This window comes from Kribbella sp. NBC_01484 (assembly GCF_036227145.1).
Taxonomy (GTDB): Bacteria; Actinomycetota; Actinomycetes; order Propionibacteriales; family Kribbellaceae; genus Kribbella.
Genome location: NZ_CP109437.1, coordinates 4,221,672 through 4,247,697, shown reverse-complemented (window position 1 = coordinate 4,247,697; position 26,026 = coordinate 4,221,672). Strand labels below are relative to the sequence as shown.

The 26,026-nt window shown below is 70.0% G+C and carries 25 protein-coding genes; 8 read left to right on the top strand and 17 right to left on the bottom strand.

All coding sequences use genetic code 11. The annotated features are described in order from the left end of the window. Nucleotides 1-28: 28 nt before the first annotated feature. Both OG555_RS20800 and OG555_RS20795 read left to right on the top strand, forming a co-directional pair. Nucleotides 29-934 (top strand): helix-turn-helix domain-containing protein, encoded by a 906-nt coding sequence (locus tag OG555_RS20800; protein ID WP_329484583.1) that lies wholly within the window; start codon nucleotides 29-31, stop codon nucleotides 932-934. Further along, nucleotides 934-1,479, top strand: a complete 546-nt coding sequence (locus OG555_RS20795) for an MOSC domain-containing protein (RefSeq protein WP_329484582.1) — start codon at nucleotides 934-936, stop codon at nucleotides 1,477-1,479. Before OG555_RS20800 ends, OG555_RS20795 begins: the two co-directional genes overlap by 1 nt. Here the strand turns inward: OG555_RS20795 and OG555_RS20790 are convergent. The 3 genes from OG555_RS20790 to OG555_RS20780 all read right to left on the bottom strand — a co-directional run bounded on the left by OG555_RS20790 (nucleotide 1,465) and on the right by OG555_RS20780 (nucleotide 5,692). Beyond that, nucleotides 1,465-2,271, bottom strand: a complete 807-nt coding sequence (locus OG555_RS20790) for a biotin--[acetyl-CoA-carboxylase] ligase (RefSeq protein WP_329484581.1) — start codon at nucleotides 2,269-2,271, stop codon at nucleotides 1,465-1,467. The genes OG555_RS20795 and OG555_RS20790 overlap by 15 nt on opposite strands. Next, a complete protein-coding gene (locus tag OG555_RS20785; RefSeq protein WP_329484580.1) occupies nucleotides 2,271-4,898 on the bottom strand; it encodes a phosphoenolpyruvate carboxylase in 2,628 nt (875 codons plus the stop codon). Before OG555_RS20785 ends, OG555_RS20790 begins: the two co-directional genes overlap by 1 nt. A gap of 167 nt (nucleotides 4,899-5,065) precedes the next feature. Next, nucleotides 5,066-5,692, bottom strand: coding sequence for a TetR/AcrR family transcriptional regulator (locus OG555_RS20780; protein WP_329484578.1), 627 nt, complete (start codon nucleotides 5,690-5,692; stop codon nucleotides 5,066-5,068). A gap of 66 nt (nucleotides 5,693-5,758) precedes the next feature. On the opposite strand from OG555_RS20780, the gene OG555_RS20775 reads away from it, so the two are divergent. Beyond that, the gene (locus OG555_RS20775) at nucleotides 5,759-6,241 is read left to right on the top strand and encodes an SCP2 sterol-binding domain-containing protein (protein ID WP_329484577.1); all 483 of its coding nucleotides are present in this window, start codon (nucleotides 5,759-5,761) and stop codon (nucleotides 6,239-6,241) included. A 31-nt stretch (nucleotides 6,242-6,272) separates the two neighbouring features. On the opposite strand, the gene OG555_RS20770 is transcribed toward OG555_RS20775, so the two are convergent. From OG555_RS20770 to OG555_RS20755, 4 genes are read right to left on the bottom strand one after another with little or no spacing between them, the layout of a single operon-like run. Then, nucleotides 6,273-8,555, bottom strand: coding sequence for a hypothetical protein (locus OG555_RS20770; RefSeq protein ID WP_329484576.1), 2,283 nt, complete (start codon nucleotides 8,553-8,555; stop codon nucleotides 6,273-6,275). Nucleotide 8,556: 1 nt separating this feature from the next. Then, entirely contained in the window at nucleotides 8,557-8,979 is a 423-nt protein-coding gene (locus OG555_RS20765; RefSeq protein WP_329484575.1) for a hypothetical protein, read from the bottom strand. A 60-nt stretch (nucleotides 8,980-9,039) separates the two neighbouring features. Continuing rightward, nucleotides 9,040-9,561: a hypothetical protein gene (locus OG555_RS20760; protein WP_329484574.1), complete on the bottom strand. Its 522-nt coding sequence runs from the start codon at nucleotides 9,559-9,561 to the stop codon at nucleotides 9,040-9,042. A 33-nt stretch (nucleotides 9,562-9,594) separates the two neighbouring features. Next, a complete protein-coding gene (locus tag OG555_RS20755) occupies nucleotides 9,595-9,897 on the bottom strand; it encodes a hypothetical protein (RefSeq protein WP_329484573.1) in 303 nt (100 codons plus the stop codon). Between the two features lie 93 nt (nucleotides 9,898-9,990). Between OG555_RS20755 and OG555_RS20750 the strand changes: the two genes are divergently transcribed. The 3 genes from OG555_RS20750 (at nucleotide 9,991) to OG555_RS20740 (ending at nucleotide 12,216) form a co-directional block, all read left to right on the top strand. Beyond that, nucleotides 9,991-11,568 (top strand): acyl-CoA carboxylase subunit beta, encoded by a 1,578-nt coding sequence (locus OG555_RS20750; RefSeq protein WP_329484572.1) that lies wholly within the window; start codon nucleotides 9,991-9,993, stop codon nucleotides 11,566-11,568. A gap of 71 nt (nucleotides 11,569-11,639) precedes the next feature. Continuing rightward, entirely contained in the window at nucleotides 11,640-11,846 is a 207-nt protein-coding gene (locus OG555_RS20745) for an acyl-CoA carboxylase subunit epsilon (protein WP_329484571.1), read from the top strand. A gap of 10 nt (nucleotides 11,847-11,856) precedes the next feature. Then, complete coding sequence (locus OG555_RS20740) at nucleotides 11,857-12,216, top strand: hypothetical protein (RefSeq protein ID WP_329484570.1); 360 nt, start codon at nucleotides 11,857-11,859, stop codon at nucleotides 12,214-12,216. A 202-nt stretch (nucleotides 12,217-12,418) separates the two neighbouring features. On the opposite strand, the gene OG555_RS20735 is transcribed toward OG555_RS20740, so the two are convergent. Continuing rightward, complete coding sequence (locus OG555_RS20735; protein ID WP_329484569.1) at nucleotides 12,419-13,609, bottom strand: Maf family nucleotide pyrophosphatase; 1,191 nt, start codon at nucleotides 13,607-13,609, stop codon at nucleotides 12,419-12,421. After that, nucleotides 13,606-15,309 (bottom strand): DUF885 domain-containing protein, encoded by a 1,704-nt coding sequence (locus tag OG555_RS20730; RefSeq protein ID WP_329484567.1) that lies wholly within the window; start codon nucleotides 15,307-15,309, stop codon nucleotides 13,606-13,608. The genes OG555_RS20735 and OG555_RS20730 overlap by 4 nt, the downstream gene beginning before the upstream one ends. 105 nt (nucleotides 15,310-15,414) lie before the next feature. On the opposite strand from OG555_RS20730, the gene OG555_RS20725 reads away from it, so the two are divergent. Continuing rightward, nucleotides 15,415-16,647 carry a neutral zinc metallopeptidase gene (locus tag OG555_RS20725; RefSeq protein WP_329484566.1) on the top strand — a complete coding sequence of 411 codons (1,233 nt, stop codon included), beginning with the start codon at nucleotides 15,415-15,417 and terminating at the stop codon, nucleotides 16,645-16,647. On the opposite strand, the gene OG555_RS20720 is transcribed toward OG555_RS20725, so the two are convergent. Both OG555_RS20720 and OG555_RS20715 read right to left on the bottom strand, forming a co-directional pair. Beyond that, on the bottom strand, nucleotides 16,644-16,967 hold the full coding sequence (locus OG555_RS20720) for an MmcQ/YjbR family DNA-binding protein (protein ID WP_328523738.1): 324 nt from the start codon (nucleotides 16,965-16,967) through the stop codon (nucleotides 16,644-16,646). The two genes, OG555_RS20725 and OG555_RS20720, sit on opposite strands and share 4 nt — an antisense overlap. Nucleotides 16,968-16,976: 9 nt before the next feature. After that, complete coding sequence (locus OG555_RS20715; protein WP_329484565.1) at nucleotides 16,977-18,389, bottom strand: MFS transporter; 1,413 nt, start codon at nucleotides 18,387-18,389, stop codon at nucleotides 16,977-16,979. A 93-nt stretch (nucleotides 18,390-18,482) separates the two neighbouring features. Here OG555_RS20715 and OG555_RS20710 point away from each other — a divergent pair, with 93 nt between their 5' ends. Continuing rightward, a complete protein-coding gene (locus tag OG555_RS20710) occupies nucleotides 18,483-19,028 on the top strand; it encodes a TetR/AcrR family transcriptional regulator (protein WP_329484564.1) in 546 nt (181 codons plus the stop codon). Nucleotides 19,029-19,167: 139 nt separating this feature from the next. Here the strand turns inward: OG555_RS20710 and OG555_RS20705 are convergent, their stop codons facing one another. From OG555_RS20705 to OG555_RS20680, 6 genes are all read right to left on the bottom strand, one after another. Beyond that, nucleotides 19,168-20,148 (bottom strand): threonine ammonia-lyase, encoded by a 981-nt coding sequence (locus OG555_RS20705; RefSeq protein WP_329484563.1) that lies wholly within the window; start codon nucleotides 20,146-20,148, stop codon nucleotides 19,168-19,170. A 1,284-nt stretch (nucleotides 20,149-21,432) separates the two neighbouring features. After that, entirely contained in the window at nucleotides 21,433-22,125 is a 693-nt protein-coding gene (locus OG555_RS20700; RefSeq protein WP_329484562.1) for an NAD(P)/FAD-dependent oxidoreductase, read from the bottom strand. A gap of 39 nt (nucleotides 22,126-22,164) precedes the next feature. Next, a complete protein-coding gene (locus tag OG555_RS20695; RefSeq protein ID WP_329484561.1) occupies nucleotides 22,165-23,070 on the bottom strand; it encodes a Crp/Fnr family transcriptional regulator in 906 nt (301 codons plus the stop codon). 16 nt (nucleotides 23,071-23,086) lie between these two features. Next, complete coding sequence (locus OG555_RS20690; RefSeq protein WP_329484560.1) at nucleotides 23,087-23,635, bottom strand: hypothetical protein; 549 nt, start codon at nucleotides 23,633-23,635, stop codon at nucleotides 23,087-23,089. A 76-nt stretch (nucleotides 23,636-23,711) separates the two neighbouring features. After that, the gene (locus OG555_RS20685; RefSeq protein ID WP_329484559.1) at nucleotides 23,712-25,013 is read right to left on the bottom strand and encodes a DUF58 domain-containing protein; all 1,302 of its coding nucleotides are present in this window, start codon (nucleotides 25,011-25,013) and stop codon (nucleotides 23,712-23,714) included. Further along, the gene (locus OG555_RS20680) at nucleotides 25,013-26,020 is read right to left on the bottom strand and encodes an AAA family ATPase (RefSeq protein ID WP_329484558.1); all 1,008 of its coding nucleotides are present in this window, start codon (nucleotides 26,018-26,020) and stop codon (nucleotides 25,013-25,015) included. Before OG555_RS20680 ends, OG555_RS20685 begins: the two co-directional genes overlap by 1 nt. Nucleotides 26,021-26,026 lie beyond the last annotated feature (6 nt).

Genomic DNA, 26,026 nt, shown 5'->3' with positions numbered 1-26,026 from the left:
GCGAGCCTGGCGGCGGCACGATGGTCCTATGACTGACGTGTTCGCCGCCTTCGTCGACGTGCTGGCGGATGCGCTGGACGATCACGAGGCGACCGGGATCGATCTGGCCGCGCGGGTCCAGCTGTCCCGGTCGCAGCTCGACCGGGTGGTGACGGCCGCGGCGGGCGAGCGACCAGGCGCGTTCCGGCGCCGGATCCTGCTGGAGCGGTCCGCGTACCGGCTGCTGACCGCGCCGGGCCACATCCTCGACGTCGCAGTCGAGGCCGGCTACGGATCCCACGAGGCGTTCACGCGCGCCTTCAGCCGGGCGTACGGCGTCGCGCCGGCGGCCTGGCGGGGTCGTCCGGACCGGATCCGGATCGACGCGCCGAGTGGCATCCACTTCCACCCACCGAACGGCCTGCGGGTGCCGGCCAGGGACAAGGTGACCTCCATGGATCTTCTCCGCACGATGGTCGACCACCACGTCTGGCTGCTCGGCCAGATGTGCGACCAGGCGTCGACGCTGACCGACGACCAACTGGACACTCGGATCGAGATCTCCGTCGAGGGCATCGACGCCGACCCGACCCTGCGCTCGCTGCTGTCCCGCCTGATCGGTCAGCTGGGAATGTGGCACGCGGCGCTTGCCGGGCAGGAGTACGACTTCTCTGTGGAGCAAGGCGAAAGTGTCCAGAGCATGCGGCGACGTCTCGACGAGGTCGGCCCGGCGTTCGCGGCCGAGGTCGGTGAGCTCTGCGCCCAGAACCGTCTCGACGAACTCATCGTCTGCCCCGGCGAATCGGTCGAGGTCTACACCGCCGGCGCGATGATCGCGCACGTCATCACGTTCGCGTCGTACCGCCGTACGCTCGTCGCCGGTGCTCTGCACGACGCCGGCTGCGACGACCTCGACAGCGGCGACCCCATCCGCTGGATCACCCGGACAACCTGATGCCCGCCCGGCTGGTCGCGGTCAACGTCGTCCACGAACTCATCCGCGGACCGACCCGCTGGACCGCGATCGACAAGCGCCCGGTGAGCGGCCTGGTCGCCGTCGACGAGCTCGGCCTGACCGGCGACCGGCAGTGCGACACCCGGTACCACGGCGGGCCGGACAAAGCGCTCTACGCGTACGCCGAGGAGGACGCCGCCTGGTGGTCGACCGAGCTGGACCGCGACATCACACCGGGGCTGTTCGGCGAGAATCTGACCACCCGCGGCCTGGACATCACCAACGCCCTGATCGGCGAACGCTGGCGGATCGGCGGACCGAAGACCGGCATCCTGGTCGAGGTCCGGAGCCCGCGCACGCCGTGCGGGAATCTGGCGGCCCGGATGGGCATCCCGAAGTTCCACCATCGGTTCGTGGCGACGGGCCGGGTCGGGGCCTACCTCAAGGTGCTGTCCGCCGGCTCGGTCCGGGCCGGCAACCGGATCGTCGTCGACTACCGCCCCGACCACGGGCGGACGATCGGTGCGGTGTCAGGACGCGCGTAGGTGGGTCACGTCGCCCGCCGCCAACGGGCGCGGACCGTCGGCGGTGTCGACGATCAGCCGGCCGTCGTCGGCCAGGTCGCGGGCAGTGCCTTCGAGGAAGGTGCCGTCGGGCAGCTCTACCCGAACGGCGCGGCCCAGCGTGGCGGACAGCTCGCGGTACTCCGGGAGGATCGTGGCCGGGTCACCGTCCGCCTCGACCCACGCGAGGTAGCGCGTGGCGAGCTCCCGCAGTACGGCGCTCAGCACAGTGGCCCGATCGGTCGTGGCCGCCTTTTCGAGGGCCATCGAGGTCGCCGCGGGATGTGGCTTCTCGGCCTCGCGCAGGGTCACGTTGAGGCCGATACCGACCACAGCGGCCGGCCCCTCCACGCGCTCGAGCAGAATGCCCGCCAGCTTCCGGTCCTCGACAAGTACGTCGTTCGGCCACTTCACGAGAGCCGGGATCTCCCCCACCTGCCGTACGGCGGCGGCCACCGCCAACGGGACCAGGAGACCCAGCCACGGCCACCGAGCCGCAGCCACAGCTGTCGGACGCAGCAACGCGGACATCAGCAGGGCAGAGCGCGCCGGAGTGGTCCACGTCCGCCCCAGCCGCCCGCGACCGGATGACTGCAACTCAGCAGCCACCACCAACCCCTCGGCCGCCCCGTCAGCCGCCGCAGCCGCCACGACCGCATTGGTCGACGGTGTCTCCGCGAGTACGTCGATCTGCGTCCACAGCGAGCCGGGACGTACCAGGCGCCCTCGCAGGAACCGTGCGTCGAGTGGCGGCCGGTCCAGGTCGCTGAACATCAGCCGGTGTTCTGCAGGCCGGCGGCGACACCCGAGACGGTCAGCAACAGCAGCCGCCGCTGGCGGACGATCTGCTCCTCGTCCACCGAGTCATCGGTGCGCAGCGTCCGCAGCGCCCGCAACTGCAGGTAGCTGAGAGCGTCGACGTACGGGTTCCGCAGCTCGACGGCTCGGCCCAGCACGCGCCGCCCAGCTAGCAGCCGGTCCTGGTCGAGCACCTTGAGCACCCACTCCGTGGTGAGTGCGTGCTCGTCGAGCATCAACTGCGACAGGTCCGGCCGATCGCCCAACTCCAGATAGCGGCTCAGGATGCGCCGGTCCGTCTTCGCCAGCGACATCTCGGCGTTCTCCAGCATCACCTGGAACAGCGGCCAGTTCTGGTTGGCGTCTCGCAGTACGGCGACATCCCCGACAGCCGAGAGCGCCGAGCCGAGGCCGTACCAGCCGGGGGCGTTCACACGGGCCTGCGACCAGGCGAACACCCACGGGATCGCGCGCAGGTCCTCCAGCGACGACACCGCCACCCCACGCCGGGCGGGCCGCGACCCGAGCGGCAGCTGACCGAGCTCCTCCAGCGGAGTCACCCGGCCGAACCACTCCGCGAAGCCATCCGCCTTCACCAACCGGTGGTACGCCGTACGCGCTGCCTCGTCGAGGGTCTTCTCCACCACGGAGAACCGATCGGCCGCCGCGGCAGCCCGCTCCTCGACAGCCGGCGTGGACGCCAGCAAGGTCGCCGCGGTCACCTGCTCGATGTGCCGCTGTGCGATCGCCGCGTTGCCATAGCGCGCCGGGATCGCCTCACCCTGCTCGGTGAGCTTGAAGCGCCCGGCCACCGACCCAGGAGCCTGAGCCAGTACGGCGCGGTTCGCCGGGCCACCGCCACGACCCAGGGCGCCACCCCGACCGTGGAACAGGGTCAGCCGGATCGCATTGCGCTGTGCCCACGCGGTGATCCGCGCCTGAGCGTCGTACAGGGCCAGCGTCGCCGACACGGGACCGACGTCCTTGGCGGAGTCGGAGTACCCGAGCATGACCTCGAAGCGCCGGTCGTTGGCGGTGAGCCGGTGCCGGACCCGGGTGAGCTGGATCGCGTTGTCCAGCACCTCCACCGAGTTCTGCAGGTCTTCACCGGTTTCGAACAGCGGTACGACGTCCAGCTCGATCGGACGCCCGTCCAGTGCGGCATCCGCCAACTCGTAGACGGCTGCGAGGTCACCGGCGTTGCGTGTGAACGAAACGACGTACCGACGGCAGGCCTCGGGGCCGAAGCGCTGCTGGATCTGACCGATCACCCGCAGCGTCGCCAGCACCTCCTCGGTCTGGTCGGAAAGCTCGCCGCCGCCGAGCACCTCTTCTAGCGCCTTGGTGTGGACCGAGGAGTGCTGACGGACCTCCAACTCGGCCAGATGGAAGCCGAACGAGTTCACCTGCCAGATGAGCTGCTGAAGCTCGCCGTACGCCTGGCGTAGTGCACCTGCGGTCACCAGGGAGTCCTGCAGGACCTTGAGCTCGTGGAGGAAGTCGGAAGCCCGCGGGTAGCCGAAGTCCGCGTCGCGAGCCCGGGTCGCGGCGAGCCGGCGCGCGGCGAGGAGCAGGAGCTGCCGGTGCGGCTCAGCGGGCGAACGGGCCTCGATGTCCGCGATCAGCTCCGGGTTGACCGCCCGCGCGTCCTCTAGGATGCGGCGGACCGGTGCGGACGGCGGAGTGGTCGCCGCGTCCAGGGTGAGCGCCCGGCCGAGGACTTCGGTGGCCTGTTCGAGAGCCCGCAGGACGTGGTCGGCCTGGATCTGCATGGCCTCGCGGGTGATCGCGGCGGTGACGTTCGGGTTGCCGTCGCGGTCGCCGCCGATCCACGAGCCGAGCCGGACGAACGGCGCCACCACCGGCTGCTTCACCCCGGCTGCGTCGCCGGCCAGCGCGTCGTCCAGCCGCCGGTAGACGTTGCCGACGACATCGAAGAGCGTCTCCTCGAACACGGCCATCGCGGACCGGACCTCGTCCAGCGGCGACGGCCGGCTGGTGCGGAGCTGCGACGTACGCCAGAGGATGTCGACCTGCTCGATCAGGCGGCGGCGGTTCTCCGCCAGCTCGCTGTCGCCGGTCCGTGGGTCGCCGCGCTCGTCCAGCAGCGACGAGATGCGCCGGATCGTCGCCAGGACGGCGCGGCGCCGGGCCTCGGTCGGGTGCGCGGTCAGCACCGGGCGGAACTCGAGCCCGTTGAGCAGCGCGCGGGCCTGCTGCTCGCCGCTGTCGGTGGCGATCTGCTCGACCGCTTGGGCCAGCTCGGACACGGCGGGGGCGTCGCCGGACCGGTCCCGCGCGCGCAGTACCCGGGCGCGGTGCAGTTCCTCGCTGAGGTTGGTCAGGTGGAAGTAGCAGGTGAACGCGCGCGCGACGTCCTCGGCCCGCTCGTGCGGCCAGGAAGCGACGAGCTGCTCGGCCGCCGCCCCGTCGCCGGCGATGGTCAGCTCCCGGAGCTTCTCGACGTCGTCGAGCAGCGGTTGTCCGGCGTACTCGACCAGCACCTTGCCGAGAAGCTCGCCGAGCAGGCGGACGTCGGCCCGAAGTTCTTCGGGCACCTCGAACCGCGCGCGGGTACGGGTCTCACTACCGGTCTCGGTCACGTTCGCCCACCCTATCGGGGCGGACCCGTCATCGCCGCAGAGTCCGCCAGCTGGAAGCCCGATCGTGACCGTGCGCTCAGCTACTGCACAGTACGGCGGGGCTGGGGAGGATCCCTGCCCGAATCGGGTGTGCCCGAATCGGGTGCAGGATCCTCCCCACTCGGCGATCAGACGTTGCCGAAGCCGCCGCCGACGACCTGGGAGACGACCTTGGCCAGTTCCACTGGGGTGCGCTCGGTGCCGTCGACGACGAGCATCCGGGCGCAGGCCTCGGTCATCGAGGCGAGCAACTCGGCCAGGACCGGCAGGTTCGCATCCGGGTCGGTGACGCCGGGCAGGGACTGCAGGAGGGTCAGCCGCAGGCCCTCGACCAGGAAGGCACGGGCGGCCCGGACGCGCTCGGCCACCGCGGGCGCGGCGCCGTACTGGGCGCCGAAGACGATCCGCCAGGACTGCGGGTTCTTCGCCGCGGTGGTGAGGAAGGCGGTCAGGCCCTCGAGGACGTGCTCCTCGGGGGTGCCCACACTCGGGTCGGCGGGGAGCGCGGAGACGATCGAGGCGACCAGATGCTGCTCTTCCCGGGCGAGCAGGGCCAGGAGCAGCTCGTCGCGGTTCGCGAAGCTGTCGTAGACGACGGGTTTGGTGACGCCGGCCGCGTCCGCCACCGACTGCATCGTCGTACCGGCGTAGCCGTTCGCGGAGAACACCTCGAGGGCGGCGTCCAGGATCATCGGGCGCCGGCGCTCCGGGCCGAGATGCGCCGCCCGGCGGCGTTTCTCCAAGTCCCCGACCACTTGACAAACCTACCAGATCGTAGGAAATTCCTACGGTCTGGTAGGAACTGCCCGGGGGTGGTCGCGATGGCCGAGCGAGGCAGTGCCGGCTGGCTCGAGTCCGAAGGTCTCACCACCCTGGACGCGAGTGAGCTGGCCCGGATGGTCGACCGGACTTCGGAGCGGGAGCTTCGGCATCGGCTCATCGGGGGTGTGCGAGAGGTCGCGTTGCGCGAGATCTTTCGCCGGATGCCGGAGTACCTCCGACCCGCCCGTGCAGCCGGGTTCGACGCTGTGGTCGCCTGGCAGATCACGGGGGCGGGCGGGGACGGTCGGCCGGACGAGGTGGACGAACTGTGGATCCGGATCCGCGACGGCCGCTGCACGGTGCTCGCCGATCAGCCGGAGGCCGCGGACATCTCCATCCGCACCGACCCCGCCACCCTGCTGCGCGTCGTCACCGGCAACGAGGACCCGGTCCTCGCGGTCCTCAAACAGCGCCTCTCGGTCCGCGGCGACCTGGCCCTGGCCGCCCGCCTCACCAAGCTCTTCGCCGTCGGCCCGGCCTGACCGGTCTCCCCCGGCTTTCCACCGCCTGGGGTCACCTGCTCGGGACGTCGGTGGTGCGGGCGGTCGACTGCTCCGTCGCATGAGCCCCGCCGCGTCGGGCCGCGGTCGCCGGCCCCTGAGGTACTCGCGCGGCCCCGGCAGCAGGCGCCTGATGATCAAGCACAGCCCGCAACGCCGCCACATCCTGATCGGACGCCCGCCCCCCATCCCCCCGCCCAGCCGAACCCGACTGCCCCGCCTGCGGGTACCACGGCTGCTGCTGAGCCTGCTGCGGGTAATGCGGCGACTGCGGCTGCTGCGGGTACTGCTGCTGCTGCGGGTACTGCTGCTGCTGCGGGTACTGCTGCTGCTGCGGGTACTGCTGCTGCTGCGGGGACTGCGGTTGCTGCCACCACACCTGCCGCGCCTGCGATCGCGGAGCTTGCGCCTGCTGAGGCCGGTACTGCCCAGCCGCATGCTGCTGTCCGTGCGGCTGCGGCGGGTATTGCTGCTGCGGGGACTGCGGCTGCTGAGGCTGCTGGGTCTGCGGCTGTTGCCAAGGCTGCTGCGGTCGCGGAGGCTGCGCCGGCGACTGCTGCTGTGGCTGGTACTGCCCCGGCGTCTGCTGCCACTGCGGCTGTTGCGGGTACTGCTGGGGATGCGGCTGCTGCGGGTACTGCCCCGCCGCCTGCTGCCACTGGGGCTGCGGCTGGGCTTGGGCCTGCTGCGGATACTGCTGCTGGCTCTGCGGCTGCTGCCAAGCCTGCTGGCTCTGCGGCTGCTGCCAAGACTCATGCGGCCGCGGAGGCTGCGGCGTTGCGGCCTGCTGAGGCTGGTACTGCCCAGGCGGCTGCTGCCACTGCGGCTGCTGCGGATGCCGTTGCACCTGCGGTTGCGGCGGATGCGCTTGCTGCGAGTACTGCTGGGCTTGCGGCTGCGGCGAAGCCTGCGTGGGCTGCTGCCAGGCGGACGGCTGTTGCTGTGGCTGATACTGCCCAGGCATCTGCTGCTGTGGCCCGTACTGGCCCGGCGCCTGTTGTTGCGGCTGCCGAGGCGGGTACTGCGGACGCGGCGGAACCTGCGTGGGCTGCTGCCAGGCGGACGGCTGTTGCTGTGGCTGATACTGCCCAGGCCCCTGCTGCTGTGGCCGGTACCGGCCCGGCGCCGGTTGTTGTGGCTGGTGCTGGGATGGCGGGGGCTGCTGATGCCTGGGGGCTTGTTGCCACGGCTGCGGCTGGGCCGGCTGGTGCGGCTGGTGCGGTTGCTGTGGTCGCAGCGGTGGGGTTGGCGCCTGCTGCGGTTGCAGTATCGGGAACTGCCGCTGCTGGCCAGGTTGCTGTTGAGGGACCGCCTGCTGGCCGGGGTGCTGAGGGGCGGCTTGTTGACCTGGCTGTTGTAGGCGGGGCAACTGCAGGGTTGGTTGTTCGCGGGTGGCGGATTGTTGCCGGGTGGTTTGGAGTTGCTGGGTTTGCTGCTGTTCCAGGAGGGCGCGGTAGTGGTTCTCGGTGCTTCGGACGGTGTCTGAGGCGGCGTCGGCGATTTCGAGGCCGCGGCTGCGGGAGATGGATCGGAGGTTGGGGGCGGTGCTCGTACTCATGGACTGCAGGTCCGCGAAACCCCGGTCGATCTGAGTGGCGAGCTGCTGGCGGACCGCCTCCTCCTGATCGGCGGGGACCAGCTTGGGCAGGTCCGAGTGGTCGAACAGCACGTCGGCCGCCGCACGCGCCTTCGACCTCGGGGGCTGGCCGGCCATCCGGCTCAGCACCTCGTTGCCGGACAGGTTGGCCTCGGCGCCGACCTGGTCGGCGAACGCGCGCGCTGCCGGTTCGTACGCGGGGTACGAGTGCGGCCCGCGGACCGCCTTCACCTGAGCAGCCAGGTCCGGCGGCAGCACGCGGTCGGCGATCTGGTCGAGCTGGCCCTGGCTCCAGGCCTCGGTGACGCCTTCCTCGAGCGGCCTGAACTCCATCGGCCCCAGGTCGGCATTCCAGCGGGCGTGGGTGAAACCCTCCGGGCCGGCCAGATGGTTGAACTCGTGCGCGACCGTCTTCAGCGCGTTCCGGCGCTCGATCCACTGCTGCTCGGTGGCCGGCTGCCCCCTGGTCGCATACATCTGCTGCAGCGGCTCGACCACCAGTTCCCGGTTGAGCTCCACCTTCCCATTGGGGTACGCCGCACCGCGGTAGGTCTCCTCGGTGGTGTAGTTCAGCGTCCCGTTCCAGAGCGACGTACGCGAGCCCGACTCGGCCGAGACCGCGTCCCGGACACGTTCCCAGAGCCCGTTGCCGAGATCAGGGACCTCGCTGTCGGCGCTGCGGACCATCCGCTCCGCCATCTCAGTCCACCCCGGACCCCAGGTCGATCATCGTGATGATCTGAACCAGGGTCTCGTTCATCTCCAGGGCGGCGTCGCGCTCACCGACGGTCGGAGCGGCGCCCGCGATCCGGGCGATCTCGGCCATCCCGGCCTTCGCACGAGCGCGGCGCTCGGCCGGCGTACCGTCCGGCCGCGATGCCTCCAGCAGTACGTCGGAAGCCCGCCGGACCGCCTCGCTCTCCGGGGTCCGGGCTTCGGTGACCAGGTCGTCGAGCGTCGTCAGGTAGCGGATCGCCTTCGCCCGGTCGGCGTCGTCCGGTACGGTCGCCGCCTGTTCACGCAGCCATTCGACGGCCGCGGCCAGCTCGTCCGGATCCGTGAGCTCGCTTCCCCAGGCGCGAACGATCCGGCGGCGCTCGACGTCGAAGTCCCCGTACTCCATCCGGCTATTCTCTCATTCGTTTGATGAACCATCAGCGAGTGCCGACCTCGGTCGGCACGGTCAGCGGTCGCGGGCCGGCAGGTTCGGCCCGGACGAGCCGGCGGTGCGAGACGCCGGGGTCGTGCTCGGAGCACCGATCCGGCCCGCCGGCGCCATCGCGGGATCAGTGGCGAACCTGGCGTCCGCCGAGGCCACGATCGCGGCCAGCGACTCGTTCATCTCCAGCACCGCGTCACGCTCGGCGGCGGTCGGGGCCGCGGCGGCGATCCGCGTGATCTCGGCCATTGCGGCCTCGGCACGAGCCCGTCGCTCGGCCGGCGTACCCTCCGGCCCGGACGCCTGGAGCAGTACGCCCGAAGCCCGCCGGACCGGCTCGCTCTCCGGCTCCCCGGCCTCGGAGACCAGGTCGTCCAGCGTCGTCAGGTAGCGCATCGCACGGTCGCGGTCCGCGTCACCGGGGACGGTCGCCGCCTGCTCACGCAACCGCTCGACAGCCGCGGCCAGTTGCGCCGGGTCGGTGATCTCACGCCCCCACGCATGGACGATCCGGCGACGTTCGGCGTCGAACTCGGCGTACTCCACCCGCCAATGGTGGCACCCAGCAGGTTCGCTCGGTCAGCGGTCGTAGTCGTACGCCGTCTCCGCGACCGGTTCCCGGGGTTCGAGCACACCCGCGCACCCGGCAACCACCTCGGTCAGCGCCGCGCGGATCTCCGGCCGCGGGTCGTGCGCTCCAGGCGCCGGGGCCGGCCGGCCCGGAATGTCGAGGCCGGCTGCGAGCGGGCCGAGCCGCCTCTGATCGGACCACGTGACACGTGCCACGATCCGGTCGCCGGTCGCGAGTGACCTGGTGCCGGTGTCCTCGACCACGAGGTGGTTGATACTGCGGATGAGGTTCACCACATTCGCGTCCGCCACGCCGGAAACCTACCGATGACCCGGTTTCAGCGGGACCGTTGCGGTGGACGTCACAGCCCGCGAACGGCTACCGGACAGTTAGGCTGCCCGCTTATGGGAGAGACCGTGAACATCCACACCACCGCCGGGAAGATCGCGGACCTCGAGCACCGGCTCGACGAGGCCGTCCACGCCGGGTCGGAGCGCGCGGTGGAGAAGCAGCACACCCGCGGGAAGAAGACCGCCCGGGAGCGGATCGCCCTGCTGCTGGACGAGGGCTCCTTCTCCGAGCTGGACGAGTTCGCCAGGCACCGCTCGACGAGCTTCGGCCTGGACGGCAACCGCCCGTACGGCGACGGCGTGGTGACCGGGTTCGGCACCATCGACGGCCGCCAGGTGTGCGTGTTCGCGCAGGACTTCACCGTCTTCGGCGGCAGCCTGGGCGAGGTCTTCGGCGAGAAGATCGTCAAGGTGATGGACCTGGCCACCAAGATCGGCTGCCCGCTGATCGGCATCAACGACTCCGGCGGCGCGCGGATCCAGGAGGGCGTGGTCAGCCTCGGCCTGTACGGCGAGATCTTCCGCCGCAACGTCCGTGCCTCGGGCGTGATCCCGCAGATCTCCCTGATCATGGGCCCGTGTGCCGGCGGCGCGGTCTACTCCCCCGCGGTCACCGACTTCACCGTGATGGTGGACGAGTCGTCGTACATGTTCATCACCGGCCCTGACGTGATCAAGACCGTCACCGGCGAGGACGTCAGCCAGGAGGAGCTCGGCGGCGCCCGGACGCACAACACCAAGTCCGGCAACGCGCACTACCTCGGCAGCGACGAGGAGGACGCGATCGAGTGGGTGAAGGCCCTGGTCGGTCACCTCCCGCAGAACAACCTCGAGGACCCGCCGGTGTACGACGCCCCGGCCGACCTGGAGCTGACCGAGACCGACCTGGCCCTGGACACGCTGATCCCGGACTCGCCGAACCAGCCGTACGACATGCACACCGCGATCGAGGCGGTGATCGACGACGGCGAGTTCCTCGAGGTGCAGACGCTGTTCGCGCCGAACATCATCGTCGGCTTCGGCCGGGTCGAGGGCCGCCCGGTCGGCGTGGTCGCGAACCAGCCGATGCAGTACGCCGGCACCCTGGACATCGACGCGTCCGAGAAGGCGGCCCGGTTCGTCCGCACCTGCGACGCGTTCAACGTGCCGATCCTGACCTTCGTCGACGTACCGGGCTTCCTGCCCGGCACCGACCAGGAGTGGAACGGCATCATCCGCCGCGGCGCCAAGCTGATCTACGCCTACGCCGAGGCGACCGTCCCGATGATCACCGTGATCACCCGCAAGGCCTACGGCGGCGCGTACGACGTGATGGGTTCGAAGCACCTGGGCGCGGACATGAACATCGCCTGGCCGACGGCGCAGATCGCGGTGATGGGCGCACAGGGCGCGGTGAACATCCTGTACCGGCGCGAACTGGCCGGCGCCGAGGACCCGGAGTCCCGCCGGCAACAGCTGATCACGGAGTACGAGGACCACCTGGCGAACCCGTACATCGCGGCCGAGCGCGGCTACATCGACGCCGTCGTCAAGCCGAGCGAGACCCGCGCCGAGATCGTCCGCGGCCTGCGTCTGCTCCGCACCAAGCGCGACACCCTCCCACCCAAGAAGCACGGCAACATCCCCCTCTAGCGGCGATTACGTCCGAAGATCCGAGGCCTATAGGCCACACTTCTTCGGACGTAACGAGAAAGGAGTGCTCGATGAGCGAGCAGGTACTGCGGGTGGTCAAGGGCGATCCGACACCGGAGGAACTCGCGGCCCTGGTCGCCGTCGTCGCGGCCCGCGCCGCCGCTCCGTCCGCCACCGCAGAGCCCGAGCGCCCAAGCAACTGGGCCACGTACTGGCGCAACGCCCGCCACGCCCTCTATCCCGGCCCGAACCGCTGGCGGGCCAGCGCCCACCCGTGACACTGGACGTATGGCCAAGTACGAGGTAAACCCGGCGGCAGTCGAGCTGGCGCAGCGTCTGATCGAGGCACGGCAGTACGTGCTGGACAGCGACTGGGGTGAGGTGCAGCCCCGGGCGGACGACCAGAACGCGTTCCTGGACAAGCACAGCTGGGCGGAGTACGCCGCCTGGCACCTCGGACTGACCGAGGGCGCCGGCGACGAGACCAAGGCCCGCTATGCCTTCGTGCTCGGCGATTTCCGCCGGATCCACCGCACCGCGCTGATCGCCTGCGTCTACCGAGCGGCCGAGTGGCGCCACAAGTCCGTGGAACTGGCCGCGCACGACCTGCTTCAGCAACTGGACGCCCAGGCCGGGCTGACCGCCTAGGGGTACTCGGCCGCAAGTCACGGCCGGATCGAGAGCTCCGGCGCGCGGACAACGCCAGCCGGAACCGCTGAGCACCCCCGAGAGCCGTGGCCACAACCCCCGCAGTGGGGAACATTCCAGTCACCTACAGCACATTTGTTTCCCCACACCCGAAGCACAGCCACCCCGCAGCCGGGCACAGGCCAGTCACTGGTCAAAGGCGTCAGGTACGGCGGAATCGGACCAGCGGGTAGATCGGGATCTGGTCGGTGGTGCGGAGTGGGCCGGGGAACGTGGTCGCGCCGTCGAGGGTCAGGCCGTGGCGGGCGGCCTGGGCGACGAGGTGGGTGAGCGCGTCCTGGGCGCGGGACTCGTCCGGGACACGGCCGTCGGCGTACCGGCCGGCGTCGGACTTCTCGGTCGTCGTGATGAAGACGCCGCCCGGACGCAGCACCCGCGCGACCTCGGCGATGACCGGCTCGCTGTCGTCGAGCAGGTGCAGCAGCCAGATCGCGACGACCGCGTCGCAGCGGCGGTCAGCGATCGGGAGCTCCGTCGCGCTCGCGGCCGCGACGTGACCGGGTAGCCGGATCCGCGCCTGGCGCAGCATCGCGGTGGACAGGTCGACACCGTGCACGAGGTTGCCTCGGGCAACGAGTTCGGCGCCGACGATGCCGGTGCCGACGGCGAGTTCGAGGACGCGGCCGCCCTTCGGCAGCAGCGAGTCGACCGCCTCGGCGGCGGCCTGGGCGCGGGTGGCGCCGCCGCGGGTCTCGTCGTACGTCGCCGCCACGGACTCGTCGTACGTGAACGGGGTCGACGTCTGCCAGAGGGCGGGCCACGAGATGCCGACCTCGATGAGCATCCGGCGGAGCAGCGGCAGGGAGAGGCCGACGACGTTGTGGTAGTCGCCCTCGATGGCCGAGACGAAGGGACCGCCGAGACCGTCGACGGTGAAGGAACCGGCGACCACGAGCGGCTCGCCGGTCGCGACGTACGCGTCGATCTCCTCGTCGGTGAGCTCGGCGAAGTGGACGGTGGTGGACGCGAGCTCGCGGAGTTCCTGCTTCGAGTTCGTGTCGATCAGGCAGTGACCGGTGTGCAGTACGCCGGAGCGCCCGCGCATCGACCGGAGTCGTTCGCGCGCGACCTCCGGCGTACCGGGCTTGCCGTAGGCGACACCGTCGAACTCGAGGACCGAGTCGCAGCCGAGCACGGTCGCGTGGTCGTCCAGGCTCGCGACGACGGCGCGCGCCTTCAGCGTGGCCAGCAGGCGGGCGAGCTCACCCGGGGTCTCCGCGGTGATGTGGTCCTCGTCGACACCGGAAACGATCACCTCCGGCTCGACGCCGGCGCCGCGCATCGTCTGCAGCCGCGCCGGCGAGGCCGAGGCGAGGACGAACCGCGGCTTCACAACTTGGCCAGGGCCCGCCGCAGCGGGTCCAGCCCGATCGACCCCAGGTTCAGCGCGTCCGAGTGGAACGTCCGCAGATCGAACGCGGATCCCTTGCGCTGCTTGGCTTCCTCGCGCGCCTGCAGCCAGATCCGCTCCCCGACCTTGTACGACGGCGCCTGCCCGGGCCAGCCGAGATAGCGGTTCAGCTCGGCCCGCAGGAACTCGGTCTCCATCCGGCAGTGTGCGCGCAGGAACTCGAACCCGAGGTCGGCGTTCCACCGCTCGCCCGGATGCCAGCCGAACGGGTTGTCGCGCGGGATCTCCAGCTCCAGGTGCATGCCGATGTCGACGATCACCCGGGCCGCCCGGAACCCCTGCGCATCGAGCATGCCGAAGCGCGCGCCGGGGTCCTCGAGGTAACCCAGTTCCTCCATCAGGCGTTCGGCGTACAAGGCCCAGCCCTCGCCGTGGCCGGAGACCCAGCAGGCGATCCGCTGCCAGCGGTTCAGCAGGTCCGTGCGCAGCATCGTCTGCGCGCACTGGAGGTGATGCCCGGGCACACCCTCGTGGTAGACCGTGGTGACCTCACGCCAGGTGGCGAAGTCCTCGACGCCGTTGGGCACCGCCCACCACATCCGGCCCGGCCGGGTGGTCAGGTCCTCGCTCGGCGGCGTGTAGTAGATCGAGCCGTCCGAGGTCGGCGCGATCATGCACTCGAGCGCGCGGATCTCGGCGGGGATGTCGAAGTGCGTGCCGCCCAGCTCGGCCACGGCCGCGTCGGACATCTGCTGCATCCAGTCCCGGAACGCGTCCTTGCCGTGGATCTTGCGGCCCGGGTCGTCGTCCAGCAGCGCGGCGGCCGCCTCGATGCTGCGGTCGCCGCCGTTCAGGCCGGCCGCGATCGCCTGCATGTCCGTCTCGATCCGGGCCAGTTCCTCCCAGCCCCAGGCGTACGTCTCTTCGAAGTCGATCGCCGCACCGAGGAAGTCGCGCGAGGCCAGCTCGTACACCTCGCGGCCGCACGCGTCCCGCTGCGGCGCCCGCGGCGCGAGCTCGGCGGTCAGCCAGGCACCGAACTCCTCGTACGCCTTACGCGCCGACGCGGCCGCGGCCTCCACGGTCGCCTTGACCGCGTGGTCCGGCGCTTGCGCGGCGAGGCCGGCGAAGAAGTCGTCACCGTCGGCGCCGGTCCAGCTGGCGATCCGGGCGGCCAGGTCGTTCACCTGGCGCAGCGCCGACACCCGGCCCTTGCCGGCCTGCTCGAGCAGGGTGTCGCGGTACCCTTCGAGGGCCGTGCCGACCTGACTGAGCCGGATCGCGATCGTCTCCCAGTCCTGATCCGTTGCGGTCGGCATCAAGTCGAACACCTGCCGGATCTCGGCCGGGACCGAGGCGATCGCGTTCAGCTGGTGCTGCGGGACGCCGGCCTCGAACCGCTCGAGCTCCAGCCCGAGCCGCTCCAGGAACGCGTCCTTGGCGACCTCCTCACGCGGACTGCCGGGCTCGATCGCCTGCGCTGCGGCGACGGACCGCCGGGTCAACTCGGCCAGTGCCTCGAACCCGGACGGCGTGTAGTCCGGCAGTTCGTGGTCGTGGCCCGCGATCCCCATGAAGGTGGCGGCGGTCGGCGACAGAGCGACGTACTGCTCGAGGTGCCGGTCGGCGAGCTGGTCGATCGGGCTGTTCGGCGTACTGGCCGGGATGCTGGCTTCGGTCACCTGGCCGACCCTACCCCGCGGGGGGCCGCTGAGCTGACCTGTTTGTTGCCGATACTGTGGGCGGTCGCTGTCCACGTACAGCGTTGCTTCGAGAAGGGAACGGCGTTGAGCCAGACACCGTTCGGCGGACCGCCCGGCCAGAATCAGCCGTATCCGCCGTACCAGCAGCCGGGTCCGCCGCCTGGTCCACCATCTGGCCCGCCACCGGGGCCGCCGCCTGGTCCTTACGGTCCGCCGCCGGGCCAGTACGGCGTACCGCAGTACGGGCACTCGATGGCGCCACAGCAGGGACCCGGATTCAGCTGGGGACCCAACTTCGGGCCGCCGCCCGGTCCGGGTGGACCCGGTGGGCACGGGTTCCAGCCGGGCTGGCAGCCGCAGCGGCCGAAGAAGAAGTCCAAGGGCCCGCTGATCGCGATCCTCAGCCTCGTCGGCGTGGCCGTCGTCGGCGCGTGGGCCTTCGGCGTGATCAAGAAGAACGCCGACAACACCTACACGCCGCCGGTCAGCTCGCGCCGGTACACACCGGAGCCGACCACCACGTCGGAGCCGACCGAGGAGCCCACCGGTGAGCCGACCACGACGACCTCGACGTCCACGCAGGGCCCGTCCGACTCGACGATCGTCGCCAAGAACGCGCTCTACAAGGTCGGCCAGATGCGCACGGTCAACTGCAAGGAGCCCCGCGTCCGGCCGACCAACGCCCACAACGCGGCGGCGTACTGGGCCGCAATCGAGCCCTGCCTGGACAAGTCCTGGGCGCCGCTGGTTGCGAAGGCGGGCTACACCTTCCGGGCGCCGAAGATGCTCTACTGGTCGGGCACCAGCGTCCACAGCCCGTGCGGCGACGGACCGGTGAACGTCCCCTTCTACTGCTCCGGCAACCACATGATGTACATGAAGGTCGACGTCTTCGTGAAGACCTACAACGAGTACCCGGACGCGGAATCCAAGGCCTACGCCCGGATGTGGTATTCGCGGTCGATCGCGCACGAGTACGGGCACAGCGTGCAGTACATGACCGGGATCCTGCAGGCATCCAGCAAGATGCGGTACGAGCAGACCGACTACGCCGGCCAGATGCGGATGACGCGCCGGATGGAACTGCAGGCGAATTGCTTCGCCGGTGTCTTCCTGGCCGCGAACAAGCGCAGCTACCCGATCAACGGCCTGATGCTCAGCGTGTGGAAGAAGTGGGTCGTCACCGCCGGCGACAAGCCCGAGGAGGGCGACCACGGCAGCGTCGCCAGCCAGGCGCGCTTCATGGGCAAGTCCTTCACCAACGCGAATCCCGCGTCCTGCAACACGTTCGCGGCCTCACCGGCCAACGTCAGTTAGGTCAGCTCCGGCGGCGCGACCTGCCGCCAGGAGTCGAGCAGGATGTCGCGCAGTTCGCCGGCATCCTCGAGCGCGGCGAGGCGGGCTCGAACCCAGTTCGAACCCGCCTCGTGCGGCGGAACCCAGAACTTCTCGGGTTCCGCCGCGATCAGCTCTTCCCGCTCCAGCCGCGGGCACCGCACCGCGAACGACGTCTGATCGTCCGGGACCGTGATGAACATCCGGCCGGCCACGTCGAAGGTCGGGTGCCCCCACCGTTGCTTCTCCACCGTCTCCGGGAAGGACAGCGCGATCCGTCGTACGTCGTCAGCGTCGAGCACGCCGACACTTTAAGCGGTGCGCTTCCGGCCGGGTAGGAGGAGTGCGACGACCGCGCCGACGGCGACGATGGCGGCGCCGGTCCAGACCGCGGGGACCAGTCCGTCGGCGTACCGGGCCGGGGACTCGTAGGAGCCGGCCGAGGCGAAGACCGAGGCCAGGACGGCGACGCCCATCGCGACACCGACCTCGCGGATGGTGTTGTTCGTGCCGGATGCCACGCCACGGTCGGCGTCGGACGCACTCGCCATCACGACACTCGCCGCCGGCGCGAAGGTCAGCCCCATCCCGACACCGGCCAGGACGAACGGGATGACCATCTCGCCGTACTGTGTCGTGGCTGTCGTGATCAGAGCCAGCCAGCCGAGCCCCACGGCAAGGAGCACCTGTCCGGTCGTGATCAGGAGGCGCGGCCCGACCCGGTCGACGATCAGGCCGGCGATCGGTGCGACCACCATCGGCGCCATCGTCCACGGCAGGGTCCGGACGCCCGACTCCAGCGGGCTGTAGCCCTGCACGACCTGGAAGAACTGCGCCAGCAGGAAGACCGAGCCGAACACGCCCACCGAGAACGTGAACGAGGTGAAGTTCACGACGCTGAACGCCCGGACCGAGAACAACCGCAGCGGCAGCATCGGAGCCGCCGTACGCCGCTCCCAGCCGACGAACGCGGCCAGCAACGCCACACCGGCGACCAGCGAGCCCAGGACGCTACCCGACGTCCAGCCGTCGCCGGCACCGTGCACGACACCCCAGACGATCGACAGTACGCCGGCCGCTGCCAGGACCAACCCGATCAGATCCAGGCGCTTCGCCGGACCCTTCGACTCGGTCAGAACGCGCGCGGCGAGCAGTACGGCGACCACACCGACCGGCACGTTCAGCCAGAAGATCCACTGCCAGTTCAGGCCGTCGACGACGGCTCCACCGACGACCGGACCAACGGCCACACCGAGTCCGGAGATGCCACCCCAGATCCCGATCGCGGCACTGCGCATCTTGTCCGGTACGGCGCCGGCCAGCAACGTCAGCGACAACGGCATCACGGCCGCCGCGCCGACACCCTGGATCGCCCGCGACCCGATCAGCATCCACGGCTCGGTCGCCATCGCGCAGGCCGCCGAGGCCAGGGTGAACAGAGCGATCCCGGCCAGGAACACCCGCCGCCGGCCGAGCCGGTCGCCGATGGCCGCCATCGTCAGCAGCAAGGCGGCGAAGGACAGCGTGTACGCGTTCACGAACCACTGCAGATCGGACAGCGACGCGCCGAGCTCGGTTTTGATCACGGGCAGCGCGTTCGTCACGACCAGGTTGTCCAGCGTGACCATGAAGGTGGGAATCCCCACCGCGGCGAGAACGGCGCCAAGCCCGTAGCTGCGGGTTCGCCCGGTCCGCAGCGGCTCATCGAGAGCGGTCGACGACATCTCAATCTCCTAGTTGTAATTGACTGATAACAAGTTCGGTGAGACCAAAGTATGCATCCGCTGATAACATGTCAAGCGACGAGAGGAGCTCGCATGGCGACGAAGGTGCGACTGACCGCCAAGGAGCGGGGTGTGGAGGTGCTGGAGGCGGCGGTCCGGGCGTTCGCCGCATCTGGTTACGAGGGCACCAAGACGGACGAGATCGCGCGGATGGCGGGAGTCTCGCAGCCCTACGTGATCCGGTTGTTCGGGACCAAGCAGCAACTGTTCGTCGCCGCGGTCCAGTCCGTCTGCGAGCGGATCGAACAGATCTTCCGCGAGGCGGCCGCGGAGTCGCCCGACCTGCACCACCTCGGCCGCAACTACAAACGGCTGCTGTCCGAGCCCGAGCTCCTGCTGGTCCTCCTGCACGGCTTCTCCGCCAGCCGCGAACCGGCCATCGGCGACTGCGTCCGTGAACGCTTCGGCGGCATCTACCGCCTGGTCCGCGAACTCACCGGCGCATCGCCCGAGGAGGTCCGCGAGTTCCTGGCCACCGGCATGCTCCTCACCGTCATGTCAGCCATGCAGGTCCTCGGCCCCGACGCCATCAACCTCCCCTGGGCCAAAGAACTCACCGAAACCCTCGGCTCCGACTAACCCACGCCTGCTCCCGCGGCCACTCCTTCGTCGCGCCTGCTCCGCGCGCTCCCACCTACCCAGGTCGCGCACCACAGCGCTTCACCGACCACACCGTGGTCCCGGGCTCAGTGGTTGGCTCAACCCGACCGAGCGAGTGTCACGGTCTGTGGAGGGGAGTCGCGCCGACCCAGCGGTGGTAGGCGTCGAGGTCGACGTTGCTGCCGCACACGATGGTGACGACGTGCCGGCCGGCGAAGCGATCGGGGTCCTCGAGGATCGCCGCGATGCCGAGCGCGGCAGACGGTTCGACGACGAGGCCGGCGTGTTCGAGGAGCAGCCGCATACCCGTGATGATCGACGTCTCCCGGACCAGGACCGCGTCGTCAGCGACCACGAGGAGGTCGTCCAGGACGGCCGGGATGGGATACCGACCCGCGACGCCGTCGGCGATGGTGTCGGTCGAGTCGGTGGTGACCACACAGCGTTGGTGCCACGAGTGTGTCAACGCCGGTGCGCCCAGCGGCTGCACGCAGATCACCTGGACCTCCGGCGCCAAGGCCTTCATCACATGACCTACGCCGGTCGCCAGCGCACCGCCGCCGAGAGCAATCAGCACGGTGTCGAACGACGGCGCGGCGTCCACCAGTTCCATGCCGATGGTTGCCGCGCCCTCGCAGGTTTCGAGGTCCAGGCTGTCTTCGAGCAGCCGGATGCCGTCGTACCGCGCGATGGCCGCCGCACGCTCGCGAGCCAGCTCGTGGTCGCCGTCCACCAGCTCCAACTTGGCGCCCAACGCGCGAATGCGATCGAGCTTGGCCGCGGTCGCGAAGCGAGATGCCACGACGGTGACGTCGAGCCCGCGTCCGCGTCCGGACCAGGCGAGAGCTTGGCCGAGGTTGCCCGCGCTGGCGCACACCACGGCTCGCGAACCACGATCTGCGAGCTGGGTCGCGACCAGCTCGGTGCCGCGGGCCTTGAAACTGCGGACCGGGTTCGCGGTTTCGAGCTTGATGCTCACCGCGCAGCCGAGGGCGGGCTCCAGAGCCTCGCAGCGGTACAACGGAGTGTCGAGAAAGACCGGGTCGATCACCCGACGAGCCGCCCGGATCCGACCGGTGTCGAGTCGTGTCTCCTGCACGCGACGGGAGTGTAGCCTGAGCGGCGCTCACGCCGGGCAGGTCCCAGTACGGCGACGATCGTGCGCGAACACACCACCTGGTGGGGCTGAACCAACCACCGAGTCCGGGACCACGGTGTGGCCGGTGAAGCGCGACAGCGCGCAACCTGGGGTGGGTGGGGCGCGCGGAGCGGGCGCGACGAAGGAGTGTGGGCCACCGCAGGACGAGTGTGGTCAGCGCCGTCTCTTCATCACCACCACCGCCGCCGGCGAGCCGCAGTCGGGGGGCCGCGAGGTGGTGGGCCGGGACGGGATATTTCGGCTCTTCTGCTGGATGTGTGGGTGATGCGAGTGTGGGTCGGGTTGGGATGTGCAGGGTCGACAGGACGTGCCGGTGCAGGAGTGCGGCTCGGGCGAGGCATTCACGCCTGAGATCGGCTGGCCCGGCCAGGGCTGGGGCCGACACCTCCTGTCGACCTTGCACGTCCCAGCCTCCAATTGCGCCCCATCAGCCTCCGACCGCACCCAACCGACCGCACCGAACCGAACCGAACCGACCGCACTGACCGGACCGAACCGACCGCACTGGGGGGCCGGGCGGGGCGGGAGTCGGGGTGGGTTTCGTGGGGTTGACGGTGGGATCGGTGCGGATCTGCGGGACCTGGGACACCAGCTGGGGTCGTCGGACAGGTTGTGCCGTGTCCGCGGTCCCTGGCACCTGTCCGAGGTCGCACCGATCCCGCCGTCGGCCCGGGGGCCTCACACAGCACGTGGTGGCCGGGATCTGACATTGCAGATCCCCACCCACCACAAGCTGTCTCAGGTCAACCGATCCGGCCCCCGACGAGGACGCGGCACGTCGGCCACCACCCACACATTGGGCAGGAGAGCCGTCATTTCTTGTGCCAGCACCCTCAGAAGGTGTCCCAACCTCCGGGAGGTGGTCGGGTCGGCGTTCAACCGAATCGATGAGATCGCATTCGGCATCCTTGACTGTCCAAGATTCTTGACACAGCTCAGTGGCCGCGGGAGCACGCGTGAGCGACCACATCAAGCGGTGGGGTTGGGCCAACCACCACGCCCCGAAAACCACGGTGTGGTTGATGAAGCGCGATAGCGCGCAACCTGGGGTGGGTGGGAGCGCGCGGAGCGGACGCGACGAAGGAGCGGCCGCGGAAGCACACGCGACGAAGAAGTGGCCGCGGAAGCGCACGTGGCGAGCACAGTCCTCGGCATGACGATCCTGGTGACCGGCGCGACCGGGCCATCCTCGAGAACGGCGGCGCCGATCCAGTCGGCGCTCTGTCAGCGGGTGCCGGCGAGGTGGGAGTGGACTGCGGAGATCACGACTGAGCCTTCTCCGACGGCGGAGGCGACGCGTTTGACGGAGCCGGCGCGGACGTCGCCGACGGCGTACAGGCCGGGTACTGAGGTTTCGAAGGATCCTCGGGTTGTGACGAATCCTTTGTCGTCGAGTTCTACGCCGACGTCGGAGAGCCATGCGGTGCGTGGGACCGCGCCGATCATCAAGAACAATCCGCCTGCCTCGAGCCGGACGTCTTGTTGGCTGCGGTCGTCCCGCCAGGTCAGTTCGGTGACGCGGTCTGCACCGGCAACGGAGGTCAGCTGCGACTGGGGGTGGACGGTGATCCGTTCGTGGTGAGCGATCCGCTGCTCGAGGTAGGTCGACATGGTCTCGGCGAGGCTGTCGCGGCGAATGAGGATGTGTACCTGGTTGGCCTGCTGGGCGAGGAACAGTGCGGCTTGGCCGGCCGAATTGGCGCCTCCGACCACCACCACGTTTCGTCCGAAGCATGCCCGCGCTTCGAGTTCGGTTGCGGCATAGTAGACGCCGCGACCCTCGAACTCGGCGACACCTGGGATCCCCAATCGGCGGTACTGGACACCGCTCGCGATGACGACGGCCCGGGCTGCGACATCTTGCTCGTCATCGAGCCGGACCCGGAATCCGCCCGGGGTCTGCGAGAGCTCTGTCACCGATCGAGGTGAGACCAACCGGGCCCCGAACTTCACCGCCTACAGCATCGCCGACCGAGCCAGCTCACTGCCGGATATCCCGCGTGGGAATCCGGGGTAGTTCTCGATCCGCGACGACGTGCCGGCCTGCCCACCCAAAGCGACGTCTTCGACGATGACAACGTCGAGTCCTTCGGATGCGCCGTACACGGCAGCGGCCAAGCCCGCTGGGCCGGCGCCGACGATCAGCAGATCGCAACGTGCTTGGTCGGAGATCGCACACAGATCGAGACCGATGGCGGTAGCCAGTTCGCGCGTCGTCGGCTCGGCCAGGATCCGACGTCGGCCGGTCACCACGGCCGTCCCCTTGTCCGGGAGTGCACACGTCGCCGCGATCTCGGCCCAAGCGGCCGGGTTCGAGCGCAGCACCGTCCGATAGGGAACGTGATTGCGCTCGGCGAACTGCTGCAGCCGGTGCAGGTCGCGGTCGTCGTCGCCGGCGAGCACGAGGCCGCCCTCGCCGATACGGGTCAGCAGGCGTCGTCGCGCATCGAAGGCGGACAGCAGCACGTCACCCAGCTCGACGGAGGTCGCCACGAGCCGTCGCAGATCCTCGATCGGCACCCGCAACACCACACTGTCGGGCATCGCGACGCCCGCGAGGAAGGCCGGCTGTCCCATCAGCATGCCGAGTTCGCCGACGAAGTCGCCGGCTTCCACCACGAACACGACCCGGTCGTCCCGCCGATCCACGAGACCGACTCTACCCGCGAGTACGAGGTGCAGGTCGTAGCCGTCGCCGGCATCCCACAACACCTCGCCGGCCTCGGGACGGATCACCTCGCCGACCGACTCCAACAGCCCTCGGACCTGCTCGCCGAACTCGGGCCAAGCCTGATCGTCGACAGCATCCGCACGGTGGGAGGAGTATCGCGTCCGCTCGTCGGCCGCTGGAGTGGTGCTCATGTAGCTACCCCCAGTACTAGTCGCGGCCGAGTCTTTGGCCGGCGGCGAACCAGATGGTCACGGTTGCGAGGAGGAGTGCGCCGACGGTGATCAACAGTGAGCCTGGCACGTCTGCGCCCTGCACCAGCGCGGCCGCCACCGCGACCACCGGGACGATGAGCGCAGCGATTGCCCCGGGCAACCACCAGCGACGGAGGGCGTCCCGGTGGACCCGCGCGTACGACGGGACCTGGGCGGCGAACGCGGTCGCCAGATGCACCACCACTAACGCGATCGCGGTGACGGCGAGGCTCCAGCTCAGCTCGCCCGGCGCCCGCATCAACCAGCCGGCCGGGACGACCAGCAGGAAGATCAACCCGGCCGGCGAATCCGGCAACGCCACCGTTGCCACCAGCATCGGCACCGCGACCAGCGGGATCAGATCGGCCTGGTCCCACGACTGCACCGCCGGCACCACGAGCGCGACGGTCCCCGCGGCCGCGATCACCAACCGCACCAGCAGCACAGCACGCCCCGACGCACGCACCTGCGCCAACCACGAGCTGATTCTTTCCGCGATGCTCATCGACGTCCTCGCTTCGCTCCGGGCGCCGATGAGGCACGAAGCGGGCAGTGCTTGATGATGAACTCGCTTCGCTCGTTCATGATCTCATCCTCGGGGCCGAGGCCAGCCTGGACGCGTCCCGCAGTACCTCGTCCAAGGTCCCGGCGCCTCGCCACGGCACCGTCGGTACGCCGAGATCGCTGAGCCGATCGAGGTCGCGGCGGCGCTCGAGCAGGCGCAGTCGCCAAGCCAGCGGCCAGGTCCGCGAGTCGTGCTCTTCGAGGTCGATGATCGACGCGATGTCCGGCGGCAACGTGTCCACGGCGATCACCGTGCATCCCGAGTGGACGAGCGTCACGACGTACCCGAGCATCACCTGGCGGAGCAGCGGGCTGAGCACCAGCACCAGGCTGTCGGACCTGATCCGGTTCCGCCGGGCCAACTGCTGTTCGTCCTGTTGGCGGCCCTTGCGGTCGGCGTGGACGAGCGTGTCGAGGATCCGGCGCAGGTGCCCGCGACCGCTGCCGGAGCGTACGCCGCGGACCAGGTTCCCGGTGTCGATCAGCCGGACCCGGTCGCCGTGCCGCAGGTAGTGCTCGGCGATCGACGCGGCCGCGCGGACCGCGGTGTCGAGACTGCTCGACCGCCCGTCGATCCCTTCGCTGATCCCGATCTCGCCGCCGGTGTCGAGCAGGATCACCACCTCGGTGTCGCGGTCCGACCACGTCGAGGTCACATGCAGCTCGCGGGTCCGCGCGGACACGGACCAGTTGATCCGCCGCAACCGGTCGCCGGTGCGGAACGGCCGGACACCGGCCAGCTCGGTCCCTTCCCCCGGTCGCCGGGATCGGTGCAGTCCCACCAGTCCGGCCGGCCGCGGTACGGAGTCGATCGCCTCGAAGCCCTCACGCAGCGGCAGCGTGGTCACCGCCAGCGGCTCCGCCGACGTCACCTGGAGCCGGTACGCGCCGAGCGCCGATGTCGCCGCGACCGTTGGTCGCTCCAACGCACGCAGGCCCCACCGCTTCGACCGCAGCCCGACCTCGAGCGTCACCGCGCCGTCCGTCACCGGCTCCGCGATCGCCGCCTGCGGCGGGTCGTACTGGAACCACTCGGACCGGGGCAGCGCCGCCACGATCAGATCGATGTCCGGGTCAACGGTCCCGGACACCCGCAGCCGGTACGTCGTCGCCTGGCCCTCGAACAACACGTCCGCATCGAGTTCGGTGCGCACCTCGGGCTGTTCTCGTGGCCGGAAGTACCGCCCCCACACGGCGACGAATGCCAGCGGCAGCCCGAACACCGCCGCGTCCGGCCGCCGCAGCAACACCGCGATGGCGAGCAACACCGCGGCCGCGCAGATCGCGCGGACCTGCGCATGGGTCGGTCGCCACCTCATCAGCGGGAAGCGCCGACCACGGTCGGCGGTGTCGCGACTGTGCCGAGCACCGTGCGCACCACGGTCGCGCCGGTGACCTCGTGCAGCCAGAGCTCGGGCCGCACGGTGATCCGGTGCGCCAGGGCAGGTACGGCGACGGCCTTCACATCCTCTGGTACGACGTAGTCCCGGCCGTGGATCACGGCGTACGCACGGGCTGTCAGAAGCAGCGCCAGCGAACCACGAGGTGATGCACCGACCAGGACCTGCGAGTCCCGACGGGTCGCGGACGCGAGGTCGACGCAGTACTGACCGACGGTGTCGTCGACGGTGACCGACTCGACCGTGCGTTGGGCGGCGAGCAGTCCGGCCGCGTCGGTGACGGCGTCGACCGTCTGGTCCTCCTGCCGGCGGCTCATCCGGCGACGCAGTACCTCCCACTCCTCCGCGGCGCTCGGGTAGCCGAAGCCGATCCGCAGCATGAAGCGGTCGAGCTGCGCCTCGGGGAGCGGATAGGTGCCTTCGTACTCGACCGGATTCGCGGTCGCGAGCACGTGGAACGGCGTGGGCAGCGGGAAGGTCTGACCCTCGACCGTGACCTGGTGCTCCTGCATCGACTCGAGCAGCGCGGCCTGGGTCTTCGGTGGGGTCCGGTTGATCTCGTCGGCCAGTAGCAGGCCGGTGAAGATCGGACCGGGCCGGAAGACGAACTCCGAATCCTTCTGGTCGTACACGAACGCGCCGGTCACGTCCGACGGCAACAGGTCCGGCGTGAACTGCACCCGCCGGAACTCCAGCCCGAGCGCCTGCGCGAACGACCGGGCCGCCAGCGTCTTCGCCAGGCCCGGGTAGTCCTCCAGCAGCACGTGCCCGCCCGCGAGGATGCCGGCCAGCACCAGCTCCAGCGCCTCGGACTTGCCGACGACAGCCTGGCTCACCCGCTCCAGCACCCGCTGGCTCAGGTCGGACACCTCGCCGAGCGTCAGCTCGCGGCCAGTTCCCCCGAGCGGCTGCTCGCGATCAGTCACAGTTCC